Below are 18038 nucleotides of genomic sequence, written 5' to 3'. Positions count from 1 at the left end.
GAGGGGGTCTGCCCGATGACGGGCGGGCCCCCTCGACGTTCCGGCCGGCTCGACGTTCTGGCCGGCCCGTCGTACCGGGCGGCGTGCGGCCCGGTCCCGCCGTCAGCCCAGCTCGGTGAACAGGGTCAGCTGCAACCCCGCCGGGGCCTCCAGCCGGGCGTTGAGCGAGTTCCACGGCGTCTTCACCGGCTCGGCCACGACGGTCGCGCCCGCCGCCGCCGGCTCACGGGTCGTCGCGGCCGAGTCCGCGACCTCGAACGCCACCCGGACGTGGCCCGCCACCCGGTGGCCCACCTCGACCTGGTCGATGTACTCGGCGTGCGGCGGGTCGGCGATCTCCAGCGTGGCGCGGCCCGCCTCCAGGATCGTCACCCGGCCGCCGGGCGAGCTGAACGCCGCCCGCTCGGGCAGCCCCAGCACGTCCCGGTAGAAGCGCAGCGCCTCGTCGTAGTCCGCCGCCGTGACGACCAGGCGCAGTTCGTGGACCATCAGGAAACCTCTCGGTGTGCGGTGTCGCGCTCCACCACGACCGTCACCGCCACCAGCGCCGCGAGCACCACCGCGACCACATGGATCGGCGCGGGTGCGAACGACGCCAGCAGCGCCAGCACGGCCGCCGCCGGGAACGCCCAGGTGATCGGCCCCCGCTGGCGCGGGTACACCTGTAGGTACCAGACAACCAGCAGGAACACCGCGACCGGCACGGTGGTCGCCATCCCGGCGGCCACCGCGGGCAGGTGCGCCACGTGCAGGTCGTGGTCGACCGCCACGGCCAGCCCCGCGCCGACCGCCGCGACCGAGGCGAACACCAGGTAGTGGCCGTAGCCCCAGGTCAGCGAGACCCGCATGGACGTCCGCAGCCCCTCCGCCGGGTGGTCGAAGTACAGCCACCACATCGAGAACACGATCACCAGACCGGCCGCGGCCAGCGAGATCAGCGCGCCCGACGAGTGCCCGGCGTCCAGTCCGGAGCCGATCGCGTTGGTCGCCGCCAGGATCGACTCGCCGAGCACGATCAGCGTGAACAGCCCGTACCGCTCGGCGATGTGGTGCGGGTGCCACGTGGTGCGCGCGACCCGTTCCGCCCACGCCGGCACCGCCAGCTCCGCCACCACCAGCACCAGGAACCCGACCCAGAACAGGCTCTCCGGCAGCCACAGCCGGGCCACCCACCCGATCTGCACGACGGTGATGCCCAGGGCGTACCGCCGGGCGCACGCGCGCCGCTCGACGTCGGACCGCGCCGCGCGCAGCCACTGCACGACCATGGCCAGCCGCATGATCACGTACCCGACGGTGATCACCGTGAAATCGGCCCGGTCGAACGCCCCCGGCACCCCGGCCGCGACCACCAGCACGCCCGCGACCTGCACCAACGTCGTGAGCCGGTACGGCACGTCGTCGGTGTCGTAGGCGGAGGCGAACCAGGTGAAGTTCAGCCACGCCCACCAGATCGCGAAGAACACGGTCAGGTAGCCCGTGATGCCGTGGCCGATGTGGTCCTCGGTCAGCGCGTGGTGCAGGTTCGTCGCGGCCGAGGCGACCGCGACCACGAAGCTCAGGTCGAACAACAGCTCCAGCGGCGTGGCGACCCGGTGCTCCTCGTCGGACCGCCGGGCCGTCATCGGCCGGTACCACGCCCTCGTCATGCGTGGATCATGCCGAGCCGGGCCCCCGGCCGCACCCGCAGCTCCCCCGTGGCGGGGAAGCGCGCACCGATCACCGAGGCCGCCTCGCGCCCGCACGCGGCACCGCGCACTGGTCAGACCACCACGAGCCACCGGAGGATCCGGCCCGACCAGGATCCATTCTCAAACGGGACCCAGACCCTCCACGACCATCAGCCGGCCCACCGCGAGGTCCAGGGCGACCGGCGTGCCCGGCGGGAAGTCCGCGGCCCGGCTGGAGGGCTGGTCGACGCGGACCACCTGCTCGCCGCCGGCCAGGCGCACCGACAGCCTGGTGACCGGTCCGAGGAAGCTCTGGGTGAGCACGTTGCCGACCAGCGCGCCGTTGTCCTGGCCGCTGTGCTGGGCGATGCCGATGTCCTCCGGCCGCACGATGACCTTGACGTCCGCGCCGGCCGTGATGCCCTCGGCCGCGTCGGTCGCCAGCCGGTACGCGCCCAAGCGCACGCCCCCGGCCTCGGCGGTGCCGAACAGCGCGTTGGTCACGCCCACGAACTGCGCCACGAACGCCGACGCGGGCTGCCGGTAGACCGCGGCAGGGGTGTCGAGCTGCTCCAGCCGCCCCTGCGACATCACGCCGACCCGGTCGGCGACGGCCAGCGCCTCCTCCTGGTCGTGCGTGACGAACAGGGTGGTCATGCCCAGCTCGGTCTGGATGCGCCGGATCTCCTCGCGCAGCGCGACCCGGACCTTGGCGTCCAGCGCGGACAGCGGCTCGTCGAGCAGCAGCACGCTCGGCTGGATCGCGAGCGCGCGGGCCAGCGCGACCCGCTGCTGCTGGCCGCCGGAGAGCTGGTGCGGGTACCGCTTGCCCAGGTGGCCCAGGTCGACCAGCTCCAGCAGCTCGTCGGTGCGCTTGGCGCGGCCGGGCATCTTGCGCAGCCGCAGGCCGAACGCGATGTTCTGCGCCGCGGTCATGTTCGGGAACAGGCTGTAGGCCTGGAAGACCATGCCCATGTCGCGCTTGTTGGCGGGCACGCCCGTCACGTCGCGGCCGTCGACCCGGACGACGCCCTCGTCGGCGGTCTCGAACCCGGCCACGATCCGCAGCGCGGTGGTCTTGCCGCAGCCGCTCGGGCCGAGCAGGCTGACCAGTTCGCCCTCCGCCAGGTCGAGGTCCAGACCGGCCAGCGCGGGCTGCCCGCCGAACGACTTGCGCAGCCCGTGCAACTCCAGGTAGCCCATCTCAGCCTTCCTCCGCGACGGTGTCCCGCCGCCGCCCGCCGACGAACGAGAGCAGGAACAGCAGCACGAACGCGAACAGCAGGCTCAGCAGCGACACCGCGATGGACACGCCCGCGTCGCGCTTGCCCAGCAGGTTCACCCGCACCTGCAACGTGTCGAAGTTCAGCAGGGACGCGATGGTGAACTCCCCCAGCACCAGCGCGACCGACAGCAGCGCCGCGCCGAGCAGCGCGGTCCGGATGTTGGGCACCACGATCCGCAGCAGCACCGCGGCCCAGGACGCCCCGAGGCCGCGTGCCGCCTCAGCCAGCGTCTTGAGGTCGATCGCGGACAGGCCCGCGTCGATCGCCCGGTACGCGAAGGGCAGCACCAGCACGGCGTAGGCGAAGGTGAGCGTCAGCGGCGAGTCGCCCACGAAGTAGTCCACCCACGCGTAGAGCGGCGCCAGGCCCACCACGAGCACGATCGCCGGGATGGTGATCGGCAGCAGGCACAGGAACTCCACCAGCCGGCGCAGCCTGGGCAGCCGCAGCCGGACCCACGTCATGGTGGGCACCAGCAGCACCAGCATGACCACCGAACTCGCCACCGCGAGCTGCACGGACGCCAGGATCGCGGACACCAGGTCCGGGTCGGACACGATGCCCGACCACGAGTCGAGGCTGCGCGAGCCGTTCACGCCGCGCGTGGAGAACTCGGCCATCGCCAGCAGCGGCAGCAGGAAGAACGCGCCGAGCACACCGATGACCAGCCACCGCACGACCTTCACTGCCATCGGGCGAACCTCCGTTGCAGCAGCGCGTAGAGGCCCATCGCCACCGCGACCACCACGACCATGCCCAGCCCCAGCGCCTTGCCCAGGTTCTCGTTGCCCAGCAGCACTTCACCGGTCAGCGCGCCGCGGATCTGCAACGGCACGATCGGGCTGCCCTGCGACACCAGGGCGGCGGCCGTGGCGTAGGCGGAGAAGGCGTTGGCGAACAGCAGCAGCAGCGCGCCGAGGAACGCGGGCAGCAGGATCGGCCCGCCGACGTGCCGCCAGTAGGTCCACGTGGTGCCGCCGAGGCCGTCCACCGCCTCCCTCCACTGTGGACGGAGGCCGTCCAGCGCGGGCAGGAACACGATGAGCATCAACGGGATCTGGAAGAACGTGTAGACCAGCGTCAGGCCGGGCAGCTCGAACAGCCACGCGCCCCGCGCGAACAGGTCGATCCCGAACTGGTGGTCGAGGAACTGGGTGACGAACCCCTGGAACCCGACGGTGGCCAGGAACGCGAACGCCAGCGGCACACCGCCGAACTGGGCCAGCACACCGGAACCGGCCACGACCACCCGCCGCAGCAGCCCTCGCGGCTTGCCCACCGCGACCGCCCACGACAGCAGCGCCCCGAGCACCGCGCCCAGCGCCGCCGTCAGCGCGGACAGCTCGACGCTGCGCAGGAACGCCTGGAGGTGGACGCCTTCGCCCAGCGCGACCAGGTTCTGCGTGGTGAACGCGCCGTTCGCGTCCTGGAACGCACCGGCCAGCACCAGGACCGTCGGGTAGACCAGGAAGATCCCGACGTAGGCCAGGAACGGCACGACGACCAGCCACGCGAGCCACGGCTTCGCGGCGGGCCCCCGACCGGGGGCGGCGGGGGTGCCGCGCCCGGTCGGGGTGGTGACGGGTGCGACCACCGGTCAGCCCACCGCCTGGGCCCAGGTCTCGGACAGCACCTTCTTGGCCTGGTCCGACTGCTCCTGGGTGAGGAACGCCTGCTTGCCGTCGGTCTTGGGCAGCTTGGCGTTCGCGTCCGCGTCGACCTTGCCGGACTTGGTCAGCGCGTCCAGCCGCGCCGGTCGGGACAGGCCCTTGAGGTAGAGGTTCTGCCCCTTGTCGGAGAACAGGAACTCCTGCCACAGCCGCGCGGCGGCCGGGTGCGGGGCGTCCTTGTTGACCGCCTGGTTGTAGTACGCGCCGACCTGCGCGCCCTGCGGCACGACGACCTTCCAGTCCGCCTTGCCGGCGAGCTTCGCGGTCTGCGCGGCGTTGGTGTAGTCCCAGTCGAGCACGACCGGCGTCTGGCCGGACTCGATGGTCGCGGGCGACGGGTCGACCGGCAGGAAGTTGCCCGCGGCCTTGAGCTGCTTGAAGAACTCGACGCCGGGCTTGATGTCGTCGGCCGAGCCGCCGTTGCCCAGCGAGGCCATCACCACGCCGGAGAACGCCGCACCGGCCTGCGTCGGGTCGCCGTTGAGCGCGACCTTGCCCTGGTACTCGGGCTTGAGCAGGTCCTTGACCGACGTCGGCGCGGGCACCTTGGCGGCGTCGTAGCCGATGGACATGAAGCCGCCGTAGTCGCCGTAGTAGAGCCCGCTGGGCTCCTTGAGCTCGGCGGGGATGTCGCTCCAGGTCTGCACCTGGTAGGGCGCGAAGAGGTCCTTGTTGGCCACGGCCACGTTCAGGCCGAGGTCGAACACGTCCGGTGCGCGGTCGCCGCCCTTGAGCTGCTTGGCGGCGTTGATCTCGTCCTGGCTGGACGCGTCGGGCTGCGCGGAGTCGACCTCGATGCCGTACTCGGCCTCGAACGCCGTGATGATCTCGCCGTAGTTGGCCCAGTCCGGGGGCAGCGCGATGACGTTGAGCCTGCCCTCCTTCTTGGCGGCCTCGACGAGCTTGTCCAGCCCGCCGAGGTCGGCGGCGGACTTCGCGGTGGCGGCGGAGGAGCCGTTCGCGGCGCCCTCCTTGGCGGGCGGCGCGCCGCACGCGGCGACCAGCGCCAGCGCGACGGCGCCGAGACCGGCCGCACGGAGGACTCGGGTGTGGGTCACGGGTCGAACCTTCCTCGTGGACAAGGGGTTTCCGAGCGACCGGAACGTTTCAGACGTGCGGAGGATTCGCGACGCCGCGCGTGCTTGTCAAGCTGAACGGGCCCAGTGAGACCCGTTCGACCAGCTGGACGAATTCCCGGTGGTCACCCGGTGTCGGAGGGGTGGACAGGCGGGTCATCAGCGCGCGTCCGATCGCCCGCCGGTGGACGCCGGGTTCCGCCGTCACGACCCGCGAGTGGTGCGGCCGGCCTGGATCGGTCACCGGGTTCGGCGGCGCGGTGACCAGCGCGATCTCCCGCTGGTCGCACCCCCGGCCTCCCGCGCGCGACCTCTTGCGCGCCGCCGATCACGTCGAGGAAGAACAGGTCGGCCGGGTCGCGCACCGGCAGGCCGGACGTCGTGGACCGGCCGCCGTACTATAGGTAGCGCGGCTACATGTAGGGGGACGACATGTCGAGGAAACTGCTGGTCTGGCTGCACGTCCTCACCTCGACGGGGTGGATGTGCATGGCACTGGCGCTGTTCGTGGTGGTGAGCCACGCGCTCGACGCCGCGGGCCCGGCCTGTGCCGCGTCCTTCGACGTGGCGCTGCTGATCGACGTCGACGTGCTCCAGTTCATGGCGACGACGTCGGCGTTCACCGGCTTGATGCTGTCCGGCCTGACACCGTGGGGCTACTTCCGCCACTGGTGGGTGCTGGCCAAGTTCGTGGTCACGTTCAGCCAGCTCTACGTCGGGATCTTCGTGCTCAGCCCCAACCTGCACGCGGAGGGCTCACCGGCGTTGATGCGGCTGGGGTCGCTGCTCATGGCGGGCGCGCTGGCCGGTCAGGTGTGGCTGTCGGTGGCCAAACCGCTCAAGCGGACGCCGTGGGCGCGGCCGGGCAAGGTGCCGACCGCGCCGGCGTGGGCGTTCGCCGCGTGCCTCGTGGTGCCGGCCGTCGACTACGCGCTCGGCGAGTTCGTGCTGGGACAGTCGATCCCGGCGCTGTCGCTGGTGATCGTGATGGCCCACCCGGTCGTCCGGGCGGTGGCACGCCGTCAGTCGAAGCTGATCCGGTTGCCGTAGAACTTGGTCACCGCCAACCGGATGATCACCCGGCGCTCGCGGACCTGGAGTTCGAGGAACTCCTCGTCGGTGAGCCCCAGGGCGGACTTGTACTCCTCGGGCACGATGGCCAGCAGTTCGCGCCCGATGGCGTCGCCGGGCGTGGCGGTGACCTCGGAGACCGTCGCGTCCCCCTCGGCGACGGCGAAGGTCCAGTCGTCCACGGCCACGTGCAGCGCGGCCTTGCCGGACCGCCGGACGTGCCCCACCTTGGCCCGGTCGAGGGTCGTGGTGAACCGCAGGACCCGCCGCTCCGGGTCCCAGTCGTACATCATGGTGGTCAGGTGCGGGTGCCCGCTCTTCTTGGTGGTCGCCAGCACGCCGATCCGCCGGGTCGCCAGCACCTCCGACGCGGCGTCGTCGTCCAGGGTCGCCCCAGCGGGCCCGTTGCCTTCTTCAGCCATGTCACGGCCAACCCGACCGCCCGATGATCTATTCCCGTGCCGCCGAACGGGTCAGATCCGCTTGCGCAGCAGGAATTCCCCGGCCAGCTCGACGGCTTCGCGCTTGGTGCGCCCGGGGTGGTCGGCGGCGATGAAGTGCCGGCCGATGGCGAGCGCGAAGGCCAGCGTGCAGCGGGCCTCGACCTCGTCCGGGTCGGCGAGGTAGCTGCCGAACATCGCCCGCAGGAAGTCCATCCGGGCGTTGTCGATCCGCCGCAACCGCTCCGCGACCGCCGGGTCGTGCCGGGCCCACTCGCGGATCGCGAGGTCGATCCGGTGCAGGTCGTCGGAGAAGGTCAGCTGCCCGGCGCGCCGGATCCGCTCGGCCGGGTCCGGGCTCTCCGCCTCGACCCGCTCGATGATGTCGTCGGTGCAGCGCCGCTCCCACTCGTCGAGGAGTTCGGCGAGCAGTTCCGGCCGGCCGTCGAAGTACCCGTAGAAGCCGCCCTTGGTCACGCCGATCGACGCGGCCAGCACCTCCACCCGGACGGCGTCCGGCCCACCCCGGGCGAGCGCCGCCAAGCCGGCCTCGATCCAGCGGGCCCTCGGCGTTCGGGCGTTCGGGGGCACCGGTCCACCTCTTCTCGGAAGTGCCACGACGAGGTTGTACGGTACCGTACAGTCGAAATATACGGTGGCGTACAGAAGGCGAGGTGGTGTGCACGCCCGGCTTCCGGTCGAAGACGTGTTCGCCACCCCGCGAGCGGGCCCGACGACTTTGGCCTCGGTGCTCGCGGCGCTGCGACCACCGAGGCCGCACGGGCCGACAAGACCGTGCACGCCGTGACGTCCCCGACCAGAGCAGATGAAAGCAGGCCGATGATGACGGGAACACGAATGCTGCGGTGGGCGAGCGGCATCATGGTCGTGCTGGGAGCGGGTCACCTGGTGCTGCTGACCGTGATCCGCTGGGACGGCGTCGCCGGCTGGGTGACCCGGGGCGGGTGGGCGGCCGTCCCGCTGTTCGCCCCCGAGCGGACTGTGGCCGGCCTGGACAACAGCGCCACCTTCTGGGCCGGCCCGGGGAGCTTCTCGGTGCCGCTGGTCCTGCTGGGCTGCCTGGTGTGGCACCTCGCCGGCCGGGGCGTCGCCGTGCCCGCCGGCATCGGCTGGGGCATCACGGCGTGGTGCCTCGTCGGCGGCGTCCTGCTCGTGCCCTCACCGTTCTTCGTGGGCACGGTCGCCGGTGTCCTGGTCGTGCTGGCCGCCCGCAAGCAGACCCCGGCGCGAACCCGGACGCCGGCCGCGCACGTGGGCTGACCGGCCCGCTGCGGCACCCCGCCGGCCGCGGGAGGCGACGGGGTGCCGCGCCGGGGGCAGCCGGTCCGCACCGGCCGGCCGCCGCTTCCTCAGGTGGCCGCGATGTGCCGGCTGCGGGCGTGCTCGTACTGGCGGTGCAGGCGGGCACAAGGGCCGTCGACGGCGAGCAGGTCCTGCGGATCGCCCTGTTCGGCGACCCGGCCGCCGGCCAGCGCCACCACGTGATCCGCCGCCGGCCTGTGGGCGATCACCACCACCGTGCGGTCCAGGTCCCGGCCCAGTTCCGCGATGGCCGCGCTGTTCGGCACGATGATCACCCAGGTGGTCGGGGTGACCGCGCGGCTGCGACTGGCCGACGCCATCGGGGACGACCGGCGGTCGGTCGAGGAGTTGGCCGCGCGCTCGGGCATCGCGCCGGAACGGCTCGACCGGCTGCTGCGCGCCCTGGCCTGCCTGGGCCTGTGCACCGAGCCCGAGCAGGGCACGTTCGCGACGTGGGCGGTGGTGACGGAACCCTGCTGACGTCGGTGCTGAGCCACTGCCCCACGCTCGAAGGAGTCGTGTTCGACACCGCGGAAGGCGTGGCGCAGGCCGCCGGAACCCTCGACGCCGCCGGACTGACGAGCCGGTGCAAGGTCGTCGCGGGCGACTTCTTCGACTCCGTGCCGGCGGGCTCGGACCTGCACCTGATCAAGAGCGTGATGCACGACTGGGACGACGACCGGGCGGCGGCCATCCTCACCCGCTGCCGCGAGGCGCTGCCCGAGCACGGCCGGCTGCTGATCATCGAGCCGATCCTGCCCGACACCGTCGACCCGGCCGGCGACGCGCGCGAGGACCCGTACCTCAGCGACCTGAACATGATGGTGCTGGTGGGCGGGAAGGAACGCACCCGGGCCGATTTCGAGCGGCTCTGCGACCGCGCCGGCTTCGCGGTGACCGGGGTCGTGGAACTGCCCCCGCACGTCGACTTCAGCGTGATCGAGGCGAAGCCCGCGTAGCTCCGGGCGGGCGCGGCGACCGACCGAGGGGACGGCCGCCGCGCCCGCGCCGGTCAGTCGTTGCCGGCTTCCAGCGCCGCGTGGTCGAGCAGCGCGTCGTCGGCCGCCTCGCCGCGCGAGGCGATCACCTCGGCCCCGCCCTCGGGCAGCGCGCCGATGAGCTCCGTGCGCGGCACCTCCACGCTGATCAGCGTGGACTGCCGGGTGCCGACCATGCCCAGCCCCGCGTACTGCTCCAGCTTGGCGCGCGAGTCGGCGATGTCGAGGTTGCGCATGGTGAGCTGGCCGATCCGGTCGACCGGGCCGAACGCCGAGTCCTCGGTCCGCTCCATCGACAGCTTGTCCGGGTGGTAGCTGAACGCCGGGCCGGTGGTGTCCAGGATCGAGTAGTCGTCGCCCCGGCGCAGCCGCAGCGTCACCTCGCCGGTGATCGCCATGCCCACCCAGCGCTGCAACGACTCGCGCAGCATCAGCGACTGCGGGTCCAGCCAGCGGCCCTCGTAGAGCAGCCGGCCGAGCTTGCGGCCCTCGTTGTGGTACGAGGCCAGCGTGTCCTCGTTGTGGATGGCGTTGACCAGCCGCTCGTAGGCGATGTGCAGCAGGGCCAGGCCGGGGGCCTCGTAGATGCCCCGGCTCTTGGCCTCGATCACCCGGTTCTCGATCTGGTCGGACATGCCCAGCCCGTGCCGGCCGCCGATCGCGTTGGCCGCCAGCACCAGGTCGACCGGCGAGTCGAACTCCTCGCCGTCGAGGGTGACCGGGCGGCCCTGCTCGAAGCCGATCGTGACGTCCTCGGTGGCGATCTCCACCTCGGGGTCCCAGAACCGCACGCCCATGATCGGGTCCACGATCTCGATGCCCGAGCCGAGGTGCTCCAGCAGCTTGGCCTCGTGCGTCGCGCCCCAGATGTTGGCGTCGGTGGAGTAGGCCTTCTCGGTGCTGGACCGGTAGGGCAGGTCGCGGGCGAGCAGCCACCGCGACATCTCGGTGCGACCGCCGAGCTCACCGACGAAGTCGGCGTCCAGCCACGGCTTGTAGATCCGCAACGACGGGTTGGCCAGCAGGCCGTAGCGGTAGAACCGCTCGATGTCGTTGCCCTTGTAGGTGGAGCCGTCGCCCCAGATCTGCACGTCGTCGTCGAGCATCGCGCGGACCAGCATCGTGCCGGTCACCGCGCGGCCCAGCGGCGTGGTGTTGAAGTAGGCCCGGCCACCGGAGCGGATGTGGAACGCGCCGCAGGACAGCGCGGCGAGCCCCTCCTCGACCAGGGCGGCGCGGCAGTCGACCAGCCGGGCGAGCTCCGCGCCGTACGTGGTGGCCCGGCCCGGGACGGAGGCGATGTCGGGCTCGTCGTACTGCCCGATGTCCGCGGTGTACGTGCAGGGCACCGCGCCCTTCTCACGCATCCACGCGACCGCGACCGAGGTGTCGAGACCACCGGAGAAGGCGATGCCGACGCGTTCGCCGGCGGGGAGGGAAGTAAGCACCTTGGACACGGGCAGAAGTATGCACGACGGTGCATGACGATTCACAACCGGGGTCGGTGACATCACACCGGCGACCGGCGCCGGTGTGATGCCACCGCCGGTGTCACTCCGGGCTCACGGCCTTGCCCTTGCCGATGGCCAACGCGCCGGCCACGGGCAGCAGCGACAGGATCGCCGCCATCAGGAACGCCAGGTGCATCCCGCCCATCTCGGCGGTCACGCCGGGCGCGGTCTCCGCCGCCAGGGCCGCCGTGCGGGCGCTCATCACGCTCACCAGCAGCGCCACCCCGGCCGCCGCCGCCAACTGCTGGGTGGTGCTGAAGATCGCGCTGCCGTGCGAGTAGAGCCGCGCGGGCAGCGCACCCAGCCCCGAGGAGAACAGCGGCGTGAAGGAGAACGCCAGCCCCAGGCTCAGCACCAGGTGGAACACCAGGACCAGGGCGCTGGGCGTGGCCGCGTCGAACGTGCTCGCGAACCACAGCGAACCGCTGGTGGCCACCGTGCCCACGAGCAGCAGCGGGCGCGGGCCCACCCGGTCGTAGAGCCGGCCGACGAACGGCGAGAGCAGACCCATCAGCAGACCGCCCGGCAGCAGCAGCAGGCCGGTGCCCAGCGGATCGAGCTTGAGCACGTTCTGCAGGTAGATCGGCAGGATGGTGGCCACACCCAGCAGCAGCGCCATCATCACCATCATCAGGCCGCTGCTCAGCGTGAACGTCCGGAAGGCGAACGTCCGCAGGTCCAGCAGCGCGCGCTCGTGGCGCTGCAAGGAGATCTGCCGGAACACGAACAGCCCGATGCCCAGCACGCCCACCGCGAGCGACACCCAGAGCGTCGCCGCCGACGACCCGCCCGCGTGGCCGATGCTGGACAGGCCGTAGACCAGGCCGCCGAACCCGAACACCGACAGCACCACGGACACCACGTCGATCGGCGTGCTGCGGGTCTCCCCGACCCGGGTCACCCGGCGCAGGCCCAGGACCAGCGTCGTCAGCGCGATCGGCAGCACCACCCAGAACATCCCCCGCCAGCCGAACAGGTCGAGCACCACGCCGGAGACCGTCGGCCCGATCGCGGGCGCGACCGAGATCACGATCGAGATGTTGCCCATCAGCGCGCCGCGGCGGGCCGCCGGCACGAGCGTCATCACCGTCGTCATCAGCAGCGGCAGCATGATCGCCGTGCCGCACGCCTGCACCACGCGGGCCCCGAGCAGCACCACGAAGCCCGGTGCCAGCGCGGCCAGCAGCGTGCCCGTGCTGAACAGGCTCATCGCGACGCCGTAGAGCACCCGCGTGGGCACGCGTTGGATCAGGTAGCCGGTGATCGGGATGACCACGGACATGGTGAGCAGGAACCCGGCGGTGAGCCACTGCCCCACGGCCGCGGTGACGTTCAGCTCGGTCAACAGCACCGGAAGCGCGACGCCCATGATCGTCTCGTTCAAGACGACGACGAACGTGGCGACGAGCAGCACACCGATCACGGTGCGGTCGCCGCGGCTGAGCGCGGGCGGCGACGACACGGCGTCGGACACACCTGCGGAAGTCATGCGAAATCCCCCAGAGGAAAAACGGGCGCGAGACAAGGGCTACAGCGCCCTGAACGTCGTTCACCCTACCTCCGGGACCGCGCCGGGCGATCCCTGTTTTCGCCTCAACCCGCCCACGTTCGCCGACAGCACAGCCGACCGCCACCGAGAATCCACAGCGGACCGTGGACAGGACGTGAACGCCCGGTGTTCCCCATCACGTGGAAGACCGCCCGTGCGTGCCGTCCGCCGGCACCCCGCACGGGCCTGTGACAGACCGGAGGGGCGCGGCCGACGCGTTCCCCGTCTGCCGGCAAGGGCGGTGATTACGACTGTCCGACAACCGGACAGAGGGGCGCACAGCGCCGAGAAGCCGCTGGTTCGCGTGTCGCCGAACAGTTGTTGTTAGAAACTGCTTAGGGCCCTCCTCCACTGTGGACCACAAGGCACAACGCCTGACCCACAGAGGGGGATGAACCATGATTCGCAAACTGTCCGCCGTGCTCGGTGTCGTCGCGTCCTCGGCACTGGTGTTCGCCGGCCCGGCCGCCGCCACCGCGCCGGACTACGCGGCACCGGCCGACGGAGCGATCTCCATCACGGCGTTCAACGACTGCCCGTCCGCGCGGATGTGCATCTTCAACAACCTCAACGGCGGCACGCCGTACGGCTCGTTCGCCACCGGCGACGGCGACCTGGCCGACTCCAACGGCCCGCGCGGGCTGAACAACAACGCCGAGAGCGTGTCCAACCGCACCAACCAGCTCTGGTGCTTCTACGACGCCGGCGGGTTCAACAACGAGATCTTCCGGGTGGCGTCCGGGTTCGAGGGCAACCTCGACCCGGAGGACCGCAACCGGGTGACCTCGCTGCGGGTCTGCCCCTGACGCGGCGGTCGTGCGGCCGGGCGCGGTGCGTCGCCCGGCCGCACGACCACGGGCTCACCGCGCAGGATCCGGGTGTGCAGGGTCCGCAGTTCCAGCGACGGCTCGACCCCCAGCTCCCGCACCAGGTCGCCGCGCAGCGCCGCGTAGGCCCGCAGCGCGTCGGCGACCCGGCCGGCACCGGCCAGCGCCCGCATGAGCTGGGCGCGCGGCCGTTCCCGCAGCGGGTGCTCGGCGACCAGTTCGGTCAGCTCGCCCACCAGGTCCCGGCCGCGGCCGAGCCGCAGGTCGGCGTCGATCCGGTCTTCGAGCACGACCACCCGGAACTCGTCGAGCCCCTGCGCCGCGTGGCAGGCCGACCGCAGTTCGGCCAGCGCCGGCCCGCGCCAGCGCGCCAGCGCCGCGCGCAGCCGGCCGGCACCCGACTCGACCTCGTCGGCGGCCACCAGCAGGCGGGCCCGCGACACCTCGTCGTGGAACAGGTCGATCTCCAGCTCCGGCGGGGACGCCCGGAGCAGGTACCCGGGCCGCGCGGTCGCGATCCGGTCCCGGCCGAGCAGCCGGCGCAGGCGCGAGATGATGGCGTGGACCTGCGTGTGGGACGACGCCGGCGGCGAGCAGCCCCACAGCTCGTCGGACAGCCGGTCGATCGACACCACCTCGTTGGCGCGCCAGGCGAGCATCGCGAGCACCGCCCGCGCCTGCGGCGTGCCGACCGGCACTTCCAGCCCGTCGCGCTCGGCCCGCAGCGGGCCCAACAACCGGAACAGCCACATCCCGCATCCCCCCGAAGCAGTCCGTGTCCGGGATCAGGATGGCACGTGGTCGTGCCGCACTTCCACCGGATAGCCCAGTCGGGGGACCTCCGGACGGCGTCAGACCAGCCGCCGGTCGGCGGCCCAGCGGGTCAGTTCGCGGCGGTTCGACAGCTGGAGCTTGCGCAGGACAGCGGCGGTGTGGGTCTCCACCGTGCGGGCCGAGATGGACAGCCGGCCGCCGATCTCCTTGTACGTGTACCCGGCCCCGACCAGCCGCAGCACGTCCCGCTCCCGGCGGGTGAGGCGGTCCAGGCCCGGGTCGGGGCCGGCGGGTGCCGCGCCCCGGAACGCGTCCAGCACGAACCCGGCCAGGCGCGGCGAGAAGCACGCGTCGCCGGCCGCGACCCGCACGATGGCGTCCAGCAGCTCGGCGCTCGTGACGGCCTTGGTCAGGTACCCGCGCGCACCACCCCGGATCACCTCGATGACGTCCTCGGCCACGTCGGACACCGAGAGCGCCAGGAACCGCACCCCGGGGTGCGTGGCCAGCACCGCCGCCAGCACGGTCCGCCCACCACCACCGGGCAGGTGCACGTCCAGCAGCACCACGTCGGGTTCCAGCGCGCGGATCCCCTCGACCGCCGACGCCACGTCCCCGGCCTCGCCGACCACGTCGACCGCACCACCCACCTCGGCCCGCACCCCGGCCCGCACCAACGCGTGGTCGTCCACCACGAACACCCGCAAGCTCACCGCCACCCCTCCCCCACCCCTCGCTCGACCACCCCGCAGCGTCACCGTGCCACGTCCGCCCCTTGCCCACGCGCGGTCACGACGCAGAGTCACCGCGCCACGTCCACCCCACGCCGACGCGCGGTCACCCCACGCCCGCCGGCGTCACCGCGCCCCGTCACCCGGGAGGCGCAACTCCACCTCGGTGCCCTCGCCCGGTGTGGAGCGGATCGCAGCGACGCCGCCGTGCCGGCGCACCCGGCCTTCGATCGAGTCGGTGATCCCGCGCCGGTGCGCGCCCGGCCGCAGCGCCGGGTCGAACCCCTTGCCCCGGTCCCGGACCAGCACGAACACGTCGGAGTCGGCCGCTTCGGCGAACACCGAGACCTTCGGCACGCCCGCGTGCCGCGCCGCGTTGGTCAGCGCCTCGCGCACCGCGCCGACCACGGCCGCCGTGCGGTCGTCGAGCCGGCACGTGCCGACCGTGACCACCTCGACGGTGACCGTGAACCGGTCCTCGACCTCCGCCGCCGCCGCGACCACGGCCGCCGCGAAGTCGTCGGGGTCCGGCTCGGGCCCACCGTAGAGCCACGACCGCAGGTCGCGTTCGGTGCCTCGGGCCAGCCGGCGCACCTCGGGCTGGTCGGACCGCTTCTGGATCAGCGTCAACGCCTGGAGCACCGAGTCGTGCAGGTGCGCGGCCATCTCGCCGCGCTGCTCCGCGCGGACCCGGGCGGCCCGCTCCCGGGTCACCGCGCGGGCCATCAGGTACAGCCACGGCAGTGCCACCGCGCCGACCAGCAGCACCGCGCCCGCCGCCAGCACCGACACCAGCACCGCCGCCGCGGACCACCCCGGCCGCCAGCGGAGGACGACCAGCGCGATCCACAGCCCGGCCACGACCGTGCAGGCGGCGACCACCACGCCCCGGCTGTGCAGCGACCGGGCCTCCTCGTCGGCCAGCCGGGCCGACACCAGCACCGCCCACGGCACCACGGCGAGCCCGACCACCAGCAGCATCACCACGATCTGGACGGGCAGGCCGGGGTTGGGCGTGGTCCGCACCGCCCACCACAACCAGCACAGGCCGGCCGCGCCGAGGCACCCCAGCAGGACCATCCAGCACGACCGGCTGCGCACGTCCGCGATCCTAGGAGGTGAAGAAGACGTCGGCGGGCAACTGCCCGCGCGGGACGTCGGTGTTGAGCGCGATCACATCGCCCAGCGAACGGCGGTGGTCGATGCCGAACCGCTGCCGCAGCACCGGCAGCACCGGGTCGTGCAGGTGGAAGAACCGGTCGCCGTCGCGCAGCGCCTCGAACTGCCGCTTCCAGATCGCCGCCTGCAACTCGCCGAACTCCGCGCCGGGCAACGGCGGTTCGGCCATCATGCCCACGAAAGCGTCCACAGTGGACACCTCCCCGTAGACGGCCTTCAGGCGCGCGGCCGTGGTCGTGCGGCGGACCCCGCGCACCGCCGACGTCCGGGCCGCCTCGCTGCCCGGCTGGAGCTCCGCGCCGCGCCGGTCGTACAGGTGCAGGAAGTCCAGCGAGTCCGGGTCGTCGACCTCCGCGCCCGGCGTCAGCTCCGGGTCGGCGGGGAAGGACTCGGTGGCCTCGCCGGTGATGGCGCGGAAGGTCTGCTTGGCCGGCAGGCCGTACCCGCGCCGCAGGTCGTTGTAGGACGGCATGCCGTGGTCACGGCCGCGTTCGACGTCGATGGCCGCGATGTCGAAGACGATCGTGCCGCACACCGGGACGCAGTCCGGTGAGCTCAGCTCGACGCTGCGCACCACGTCCCCGATCTGCTCGTCGTTGCGCGCCTGGGGCCGCGCGGACAGCGCCTGGAGCAGCGGGCCGAGCTGGAGCCGTTCGGCGAGGTCCGGGTTGAACAGCACGATCGAGGACGGCACGGTCAGCTCGACCCGCCGCCCCTGGTCGACCGGCGCCACCCGGACCCCGGCCGCCCGCAGCGCGTCGAGCACGTCGGCGGAGTAGCGGGCGGCGTCGCCGGTGACCGTGATCTCGTCGCCGATCATGCTGTGCGCGCGGTAGCCGACGGTCGCGAACTCGTTGCCCAGCCCCGCGTCCACGGTCGGGTCGTAGCCCCGGTAGGGCGCGAGCCGGACCCCGAGGCCGGGCAGGAACCCCTGGTAGGTGATGTGCTGCTGGGTCGCGATCACCACCCGCCGGGCGAGCTGGAACCGCTGCTCCTCGCCGAGCCACGCCGGCAGCAGCGAGACGATCCGGTTGTGCTCGCGGGCGAACAGCGTCTGCACGGCCAGCAGCGAGATGTTCTCGTTGGCCCGGATGTCCCCGGCCACGGCGAGCCGGGGCGACGCGCCGAGCGCGCTGTCCATCGGCGGCGCGGAGGCCGCGTCACCGCGCGCGTCCTGGCGCGGCAGCAGGTCGCCGGGCAGCAGCAGGCGTGCGCCGTTGTTGGTGAGGTCGCCGTCGACCGGGCCTTCCCGCAGCCACTCCAGCCGTTGCGGGGTGCCGCCGTAGACGGCGTACGCGTCGATGTAGGAGCCGATGGTGTTGGGCTGCTCCCGCGTGGTGGTGACCCCGGTGCCCGTCGCGGCGCGGCTGCGGGAGAACGGCACGATCCCGAAGTCGTTGGTGAAGCGCTCCGCCGGGTCGGCGTTGTCGAACGGGATCGGGGCCCCTTCCGGCGACGAGGCCCGCAGGCCGAACGTGTGGTCCACGAACTGGCCCCACGCGGTGCTCCACTGGCTCACCCGGCGCGGCGAGAACAGGTTCTGGTCGCGGTCGTCGAAGACCCGGTTGCTGATCCGGCGCGCGTTCGGCCCCGCGACCGGCGCGCCGATCCCGTCGGCGTACCGGGCGGGCGCGACCCGCGGGTACACCCCGCCGGCCCGCCCCCACTCCGGGTGCGCCACGTTGTTGCCGCTGCCGTCGAGGCTCTGCACCTCGAACCCGCGCAGCCGGTCGTCCCCGTGCGCGATCGCCGCGCCCCCGGCCACCAGTTGAGCCACGACCACGGCCATGACCACCAATGGCGACTTCCTGCGAAGAGTCGTCCTCATGCGGCCAGCGTCCGGCACGCCCCACCGCACCCACATCCGTGATCGGCCCGCGGAAATCCCCTACGGGGTGGTCCGGGACAGCACGCGCCGGCCACCGCTGCGGCG

General features: G+C 72.5%; 21 protein-coding genes. 6 read left to right on the top strand and 15 right to left on the bottom strand.

Annotated elements, in window-relative coordinates; all coding sequences use genetic code 11:
• Positions 1-102: 102 nt before the first annotated feature.
• The 6 genes from BN6_RS14505 to BN6_RS14480 all read right to left on the bottom strand — a co-directional run bounded on the left by BN6_RS14505 (position 103) and on the right by BN6_RS14480 (position 5684).
• Positions 103-489, bottom strand: coding sequence for a VOC family protein (locus tag BN6_RS14505; protein WP_015100404.1), 387 nt, complete (start codon positions 487-489; stop codon positions 103-105).
• Positions 489-1649: a low temperature requirement protein A gene (locus BN6_RS14500; protein WP_015100403.1), complete on the bottom strand. Its 1161-nt coding sequence runs from the start codon at positions 1647-1649 to the stop codon at positions 489-491. The genes BN6_RS14505 and BN6_RS14500 overlap by 1 nt, the downstream gene beginning before the upstream one ends.
• Positions 1650-1811: 162 nt before the next feature.
• Complete coding sequence (locus BN6_RS14495; protein ID WP_015100402.1) at positions 1812-2873, bottom strand: ABC transporter ATP-binding protein; 1062 nt, start codon at positions 2871-2873, stop codon at positions 1812-1814.
• 1 nt (position 2874) lies between these two features.
• A complete protein-coding gene (locus BN6_RS14490) occupies positions 2875-3648 on the bottom strand; it encodes an ABC transporter permease (RefSeq protein WP_015100401.1) in 774 nt (257 codons plus the stop codon).
• Entirely contained in the window at positions 3639-4550 is a 912-nt protein-coding gene (locus BN6_RS14485) for an ABC transporter permease (RefSeq protein WP_015100400.1), read from the bottom strand. The genes BN6_RS14490 and BN6_RS14485 overlap by 10 nt, the downstream gene beginning before the upstream one ends.
• Before the next feature lie 3 nt (positions 4551-4553).
• Positions 4554-5684 carry an ABC transporter substrate-binding protein gene (locus tag BN6_RS14480; RefSeq protein WP_015100399.1) on the bottom strand — a complete coding sequence of 377 codons (1131 nt, stop codon included), beginning with the start codon at positions 5682-5684 and terminating at the stop codon, positions 4554-4556.
• A 161-nt stretch (positions 5685-5845) separates the two neighbouring features.
• Between BN6_RS14480 and BN6_RS45615 the strand changes: the two genes are divergently transcribed.
• Together BN6_RS45615 and BN6_RS14470 are read left to right on the top strand one after the other, a co-directional pair.
• Entirely contained in the window at positions 5846-6106 is a 261-nt protein-coding gene (locus BN6_RS45615; RefSeq protein ID WP_148302876.1) for a hypothetical protein, read from the top strand.
• Positions 6107-6134: 28 nt separating this feature from the next.
• Positions 6135-6752, top strand: a complete 618-nt coding sequence (locus BN6_RS14470) for a hypothetical protein (RefSeq protein ID WP_015100398.1) — start codon at positions 6135-6137, stop codon at positions 6750-6752.
• On the opposite strand, the gene BN6_RS14465 is transcribed toward BN6_RS14470, so the two are convergent.
• Both BN6_RS14465 and BN6_RS14460 read right to left on the bottom strand, forming a co-directional pair.
• The gene (locus tag BN6_RS14465; RefSeq protein WP_015100397.1) at positions 6725-7195 is read right to left on the bottom strand and encodes a TIGR03618 family F420-dependent PPOX class oxidoreductase; all 471 of its coding nucleotides are present in this window, start codon (positions 7193-7195) and stop codon (positions 6725-6727) included. The genes BN6_RS14470 and BN6_RS14465 overlap by 28 nt on opposite strands.
• 51 nt (positions 7196-7246) lie before the next feature.
• Positions 7247-7804 (bottom strand): TetR/AcrR family transcriptional regulator, encoded by a 558-nt coding sequence (locus BN6_RS14460; protein WP_197540273.1) that lies wholly within the window; start codon positions 7802-7804, stop codon positions 7247-7249.
• A gap of 267 nt (positions 7805-8071) precedes the next feature.
• Here BN6_RS14460 and BN6_RS14455 point away from each other — a divergent pair, with 267 nt between their 5' ends.
• Positions 8072-8494 carry a DUF6463 family protein gene (locus tag BN6_RS14455; RefSeq protein ID WP_015100395.1) on the top strand — a complete coding sequence of 141 codons (423 nt, stop codon included), beginning with the start codon at positions 8072-8074 and terminating at the stop codon, positions 8492-8494.
• 89 nt (positions 8495-8583) lie between these two features.
• Here BN6_RS14455 and BN6_RS47810 read toward each other — a convergent pair whose 3' ends face one another.
• Complete coding sequence (locus BN6_RS47810) at positions 8584-8802, bottom strand: hypothetical protein (protein ID WP_041312795.1); 219 nt, start codon at positions 8800-8802, stop codon at positions 8584-8586.
• On the opposite strand from BN6_RS47810, the gene BN6_RS48715 reads away from it, so the two are divergent.
• Together BN6_RS48715 and BN6_RS14440 are read left to right on the top strand one after the other, a co-directional pair.
• The gene (locus BN6_RS48715) at positions 8783-9016 is read left to right on the top strand and encodes a methyltransferase family protein (RefSeq protein ID WP_041312793.1); all 234 of its coding nucleotides are present in this window, start codon (positions 8783-8785) and stop codon (positions 9014-9016) included. The genes BN6_RS47810 and BN6_RS48715 overlap by 20 nt on opposite strands.
• Positions 8989-9495: a methyltransferase gene (locus tag BN6_RS14440; protein ID WP_051075566.1), complete on the top strand. Its 507-nt coding sequence runs from the start codon at positions 8989-8991 to the stop codon at positions 9493-9495. Before BN6_RS48715 ends, BN6_RS14440 begins: the two co-directional genes overlap by 28 nt.
• Positions 9496-9548: 53 nt before the next feature.
• Here BN6_RS14440 and argG read toward each other — a convergent pair whose 3' ends face one another.
• Positions 9549-10991, bottom strand: coding sequence for an argininosuccinate synthase (argG, locus tag BN6_RS14435; protein WP_041312791.1), 1443 nt, complete (start codon positions 10989-10991; stop codon positions 9549-9551).
• Positions 10992-11085: 94 nt separating this feature from the next.
• Complete coding sequence (locus BN6_RS14430) at positions 11086-12534, bottom strand: DHA2 family efflux MFS transporter permease subunit (protein WP_015100392.1); 1449 nt, start codon at positions 12532-12534, stop codon at positions 11086-11088.
• A 458-nt stretch (positions 12535-12992) separates the two neighbouring features.
• Between BN6_RS14430 and BN6_RS14425 the strand changes: the two genes are divergently transcribed.
• Positions 12993-13400: a peptidase inhibitor family I36 protein gene (locus tag BN6_RS14425; RefSeq protein ID WP_015100391.1), complete on the top strand. Its 408-nt coding sequence runs from the start codon at positions 12993-12995 to the stop codon at positions 13398-13400.
• Here the strand turns inward: BN6_RS14425 and BN6_RS14420 are convergent.
• The 4 genes from BN6_RS14420 to BN6_RS14405 all read right to left on the bottom strand — a co-directional run bounded on the left by BN6_RS14420 (position 13289) and on the right by BN6_RS14405 (position 17933).
• The gene (locus BN6_RS14420) at positions 13289-14173 is read right to left on the bottom strand and encodes an AfsR/SARP family transcriptional regulator (RefSeq protein ID WP_015100390.1); all 885 of its coding nucleotides are present in this window, start codon (positions 14171-14173) and stop codon (positions 13289-13291) included. The genes BN6_RS14425 and BN6_RS14420 overlap by 112 nt on opposite strands.
• Positions 14174-14272: 99 nt before the next feature.
• The gene (locus BN6_RS14415; protein WP_015100389.1) at positions 14273-14908 is read right to left on the bottom strand and encodes a response regulator; all 636 of its coding nucleotides are present in this window, start codon (positions 14906-14908) and stop codon (positions 14273-14275) included.
• A gap of 144 nt (positions 14909-15052) precedes the next feature.
• Positions 15053-16027 (bottom strand): sensor histidine kinase, encoded by a 975-nt coding sequence (locus BN6_RS14410; protein ID WP_015100388.1) that lies wholly within the window; start codon positions 16025-16027, stop codon positions 15053-15055.
• A 10-nt stretch (positions 16028-16037) separates the two neighbouring features.
• Positions 16038-17933: a peroxidase family protein gene (locus tag BN6_RS14405; RefSeq protein WP_158509385.1), complete on the bottom strand. Its 1896-nt coding sequence runs from the start codon at positions 17931-17933 to the stop codon at positions 16038-16040.
• Positions 17934-18038: the final 105 nt, after the last annotated feature.

The sequence above is a fragment of the Saccharothrix espanaensis DSM 44229 genome, assembly GCF_000328705.1.
Taxonomy (GTDB): Bacteria; Actinomycetota; Actinomycetes; order Mycobacteriales; family Pseudonocardiaceae; genus Actinosynnema; species Actinosynnema espanaense.
The sequence above is the reverse complement of the archived record's forward strand: the minus strand, read 5'-3'. Positions and strand labels throughout refer to the sequence as shown.

What these genes read in the sequence shown, in the direction of transcription:
- BN6_RS14405 (WP_158509385.1), bottom strand. Translation starts at nt 17,933, where the DNA reads ATGAGGACGACTCTTCGCAGGAAGTCGCCATTGGTGGTCATGGCCGTG.
- BN6_RS14425 (WP_015100391.1), top strand. Translation starts at nt 12,993, where the DNA reads ATGATTCGCAAACTGTCCGCCGTGCTCGGTGTCGTCGCGTCCTCGGCA.
- BN6_RS14430 (WP_015100392.1), bottom strand. Translation starts at nt 12,534, where the DNA reads ATGACTTCCGCAGGTGTGTCCGACGCCGTGTCGTCGCCGCCCGCGCTC.
- BN6_RS48715 (WP_041312793.1), top strand. Translation starts at nt 8,783, where the DNA reads ATGGCCGCGCTGTTCGGCACGATGATCACCCAGGTGGTCGGGGTGACC.
- BN6_RS14470 (WP_015100398.1), top strand. Translation starts at nt 6,135, where the DNA reads ATGTCGAGGAAACTGCTGGTCTGGCTGCACGTCCTCACCTCGACGGGG.
- BN6_RS14420 (WP_015100390.1), bottom strand. Translation starts at nt 14,173, where the DNA reads ATGTGGCTGTTCCGGTTGTTGGGCCCGCTGCGGGCCGAGCGCGACGGG.
- BN6_RS14495 (WP_015100402.1), bottom strand. Translation starts at nt 2,873, where the DNA reads ATGGGCTACCTGGAGTTGCACGGGCTGCGCAAGTCGTTCGGCGGGCAG.
- BN6_RS14465 (WP_015100397.1), bottom strand. Translation starts at nt 7,195, where the DNA reads ATGGCTGAAGAAGGCAACGGGCCCGCTGGGGCGACCCTGGACGACGAC.
- BN6_RS14500 (WP_015100403.1), bottom strand. Translation starts at nt 1,649, where the DNA reads ATGACGAGGGCGTGGTACCGGCCGATGACGGCCCGGCGGTCCGACGAG.
- BN6_RS14455 (WP_015100395.1), top strand. Translation starts at nt 8,072, where the DNA reads ATGCTGCGGTGGGCGAGCGGCATCATGGTCGTGCTGGGAGCGGGTCAC.
- BN6_RS14505 (WP_015100404.1), bottom strand. Translation starts at nt 489, where the DNA reads ATGGTCCACGAACTGCGCCTGGTCGTCACGGCGGCGGACTACGACGAG.
- BN6_RS14490 (WP_015100401.1), bottom strand. Translation starts at nt 3,648, where the DNA reads ATGGCAGTGAAGGTCGTGCGGTGGCTGGTCATCGGTGTGCTCGGCGCG.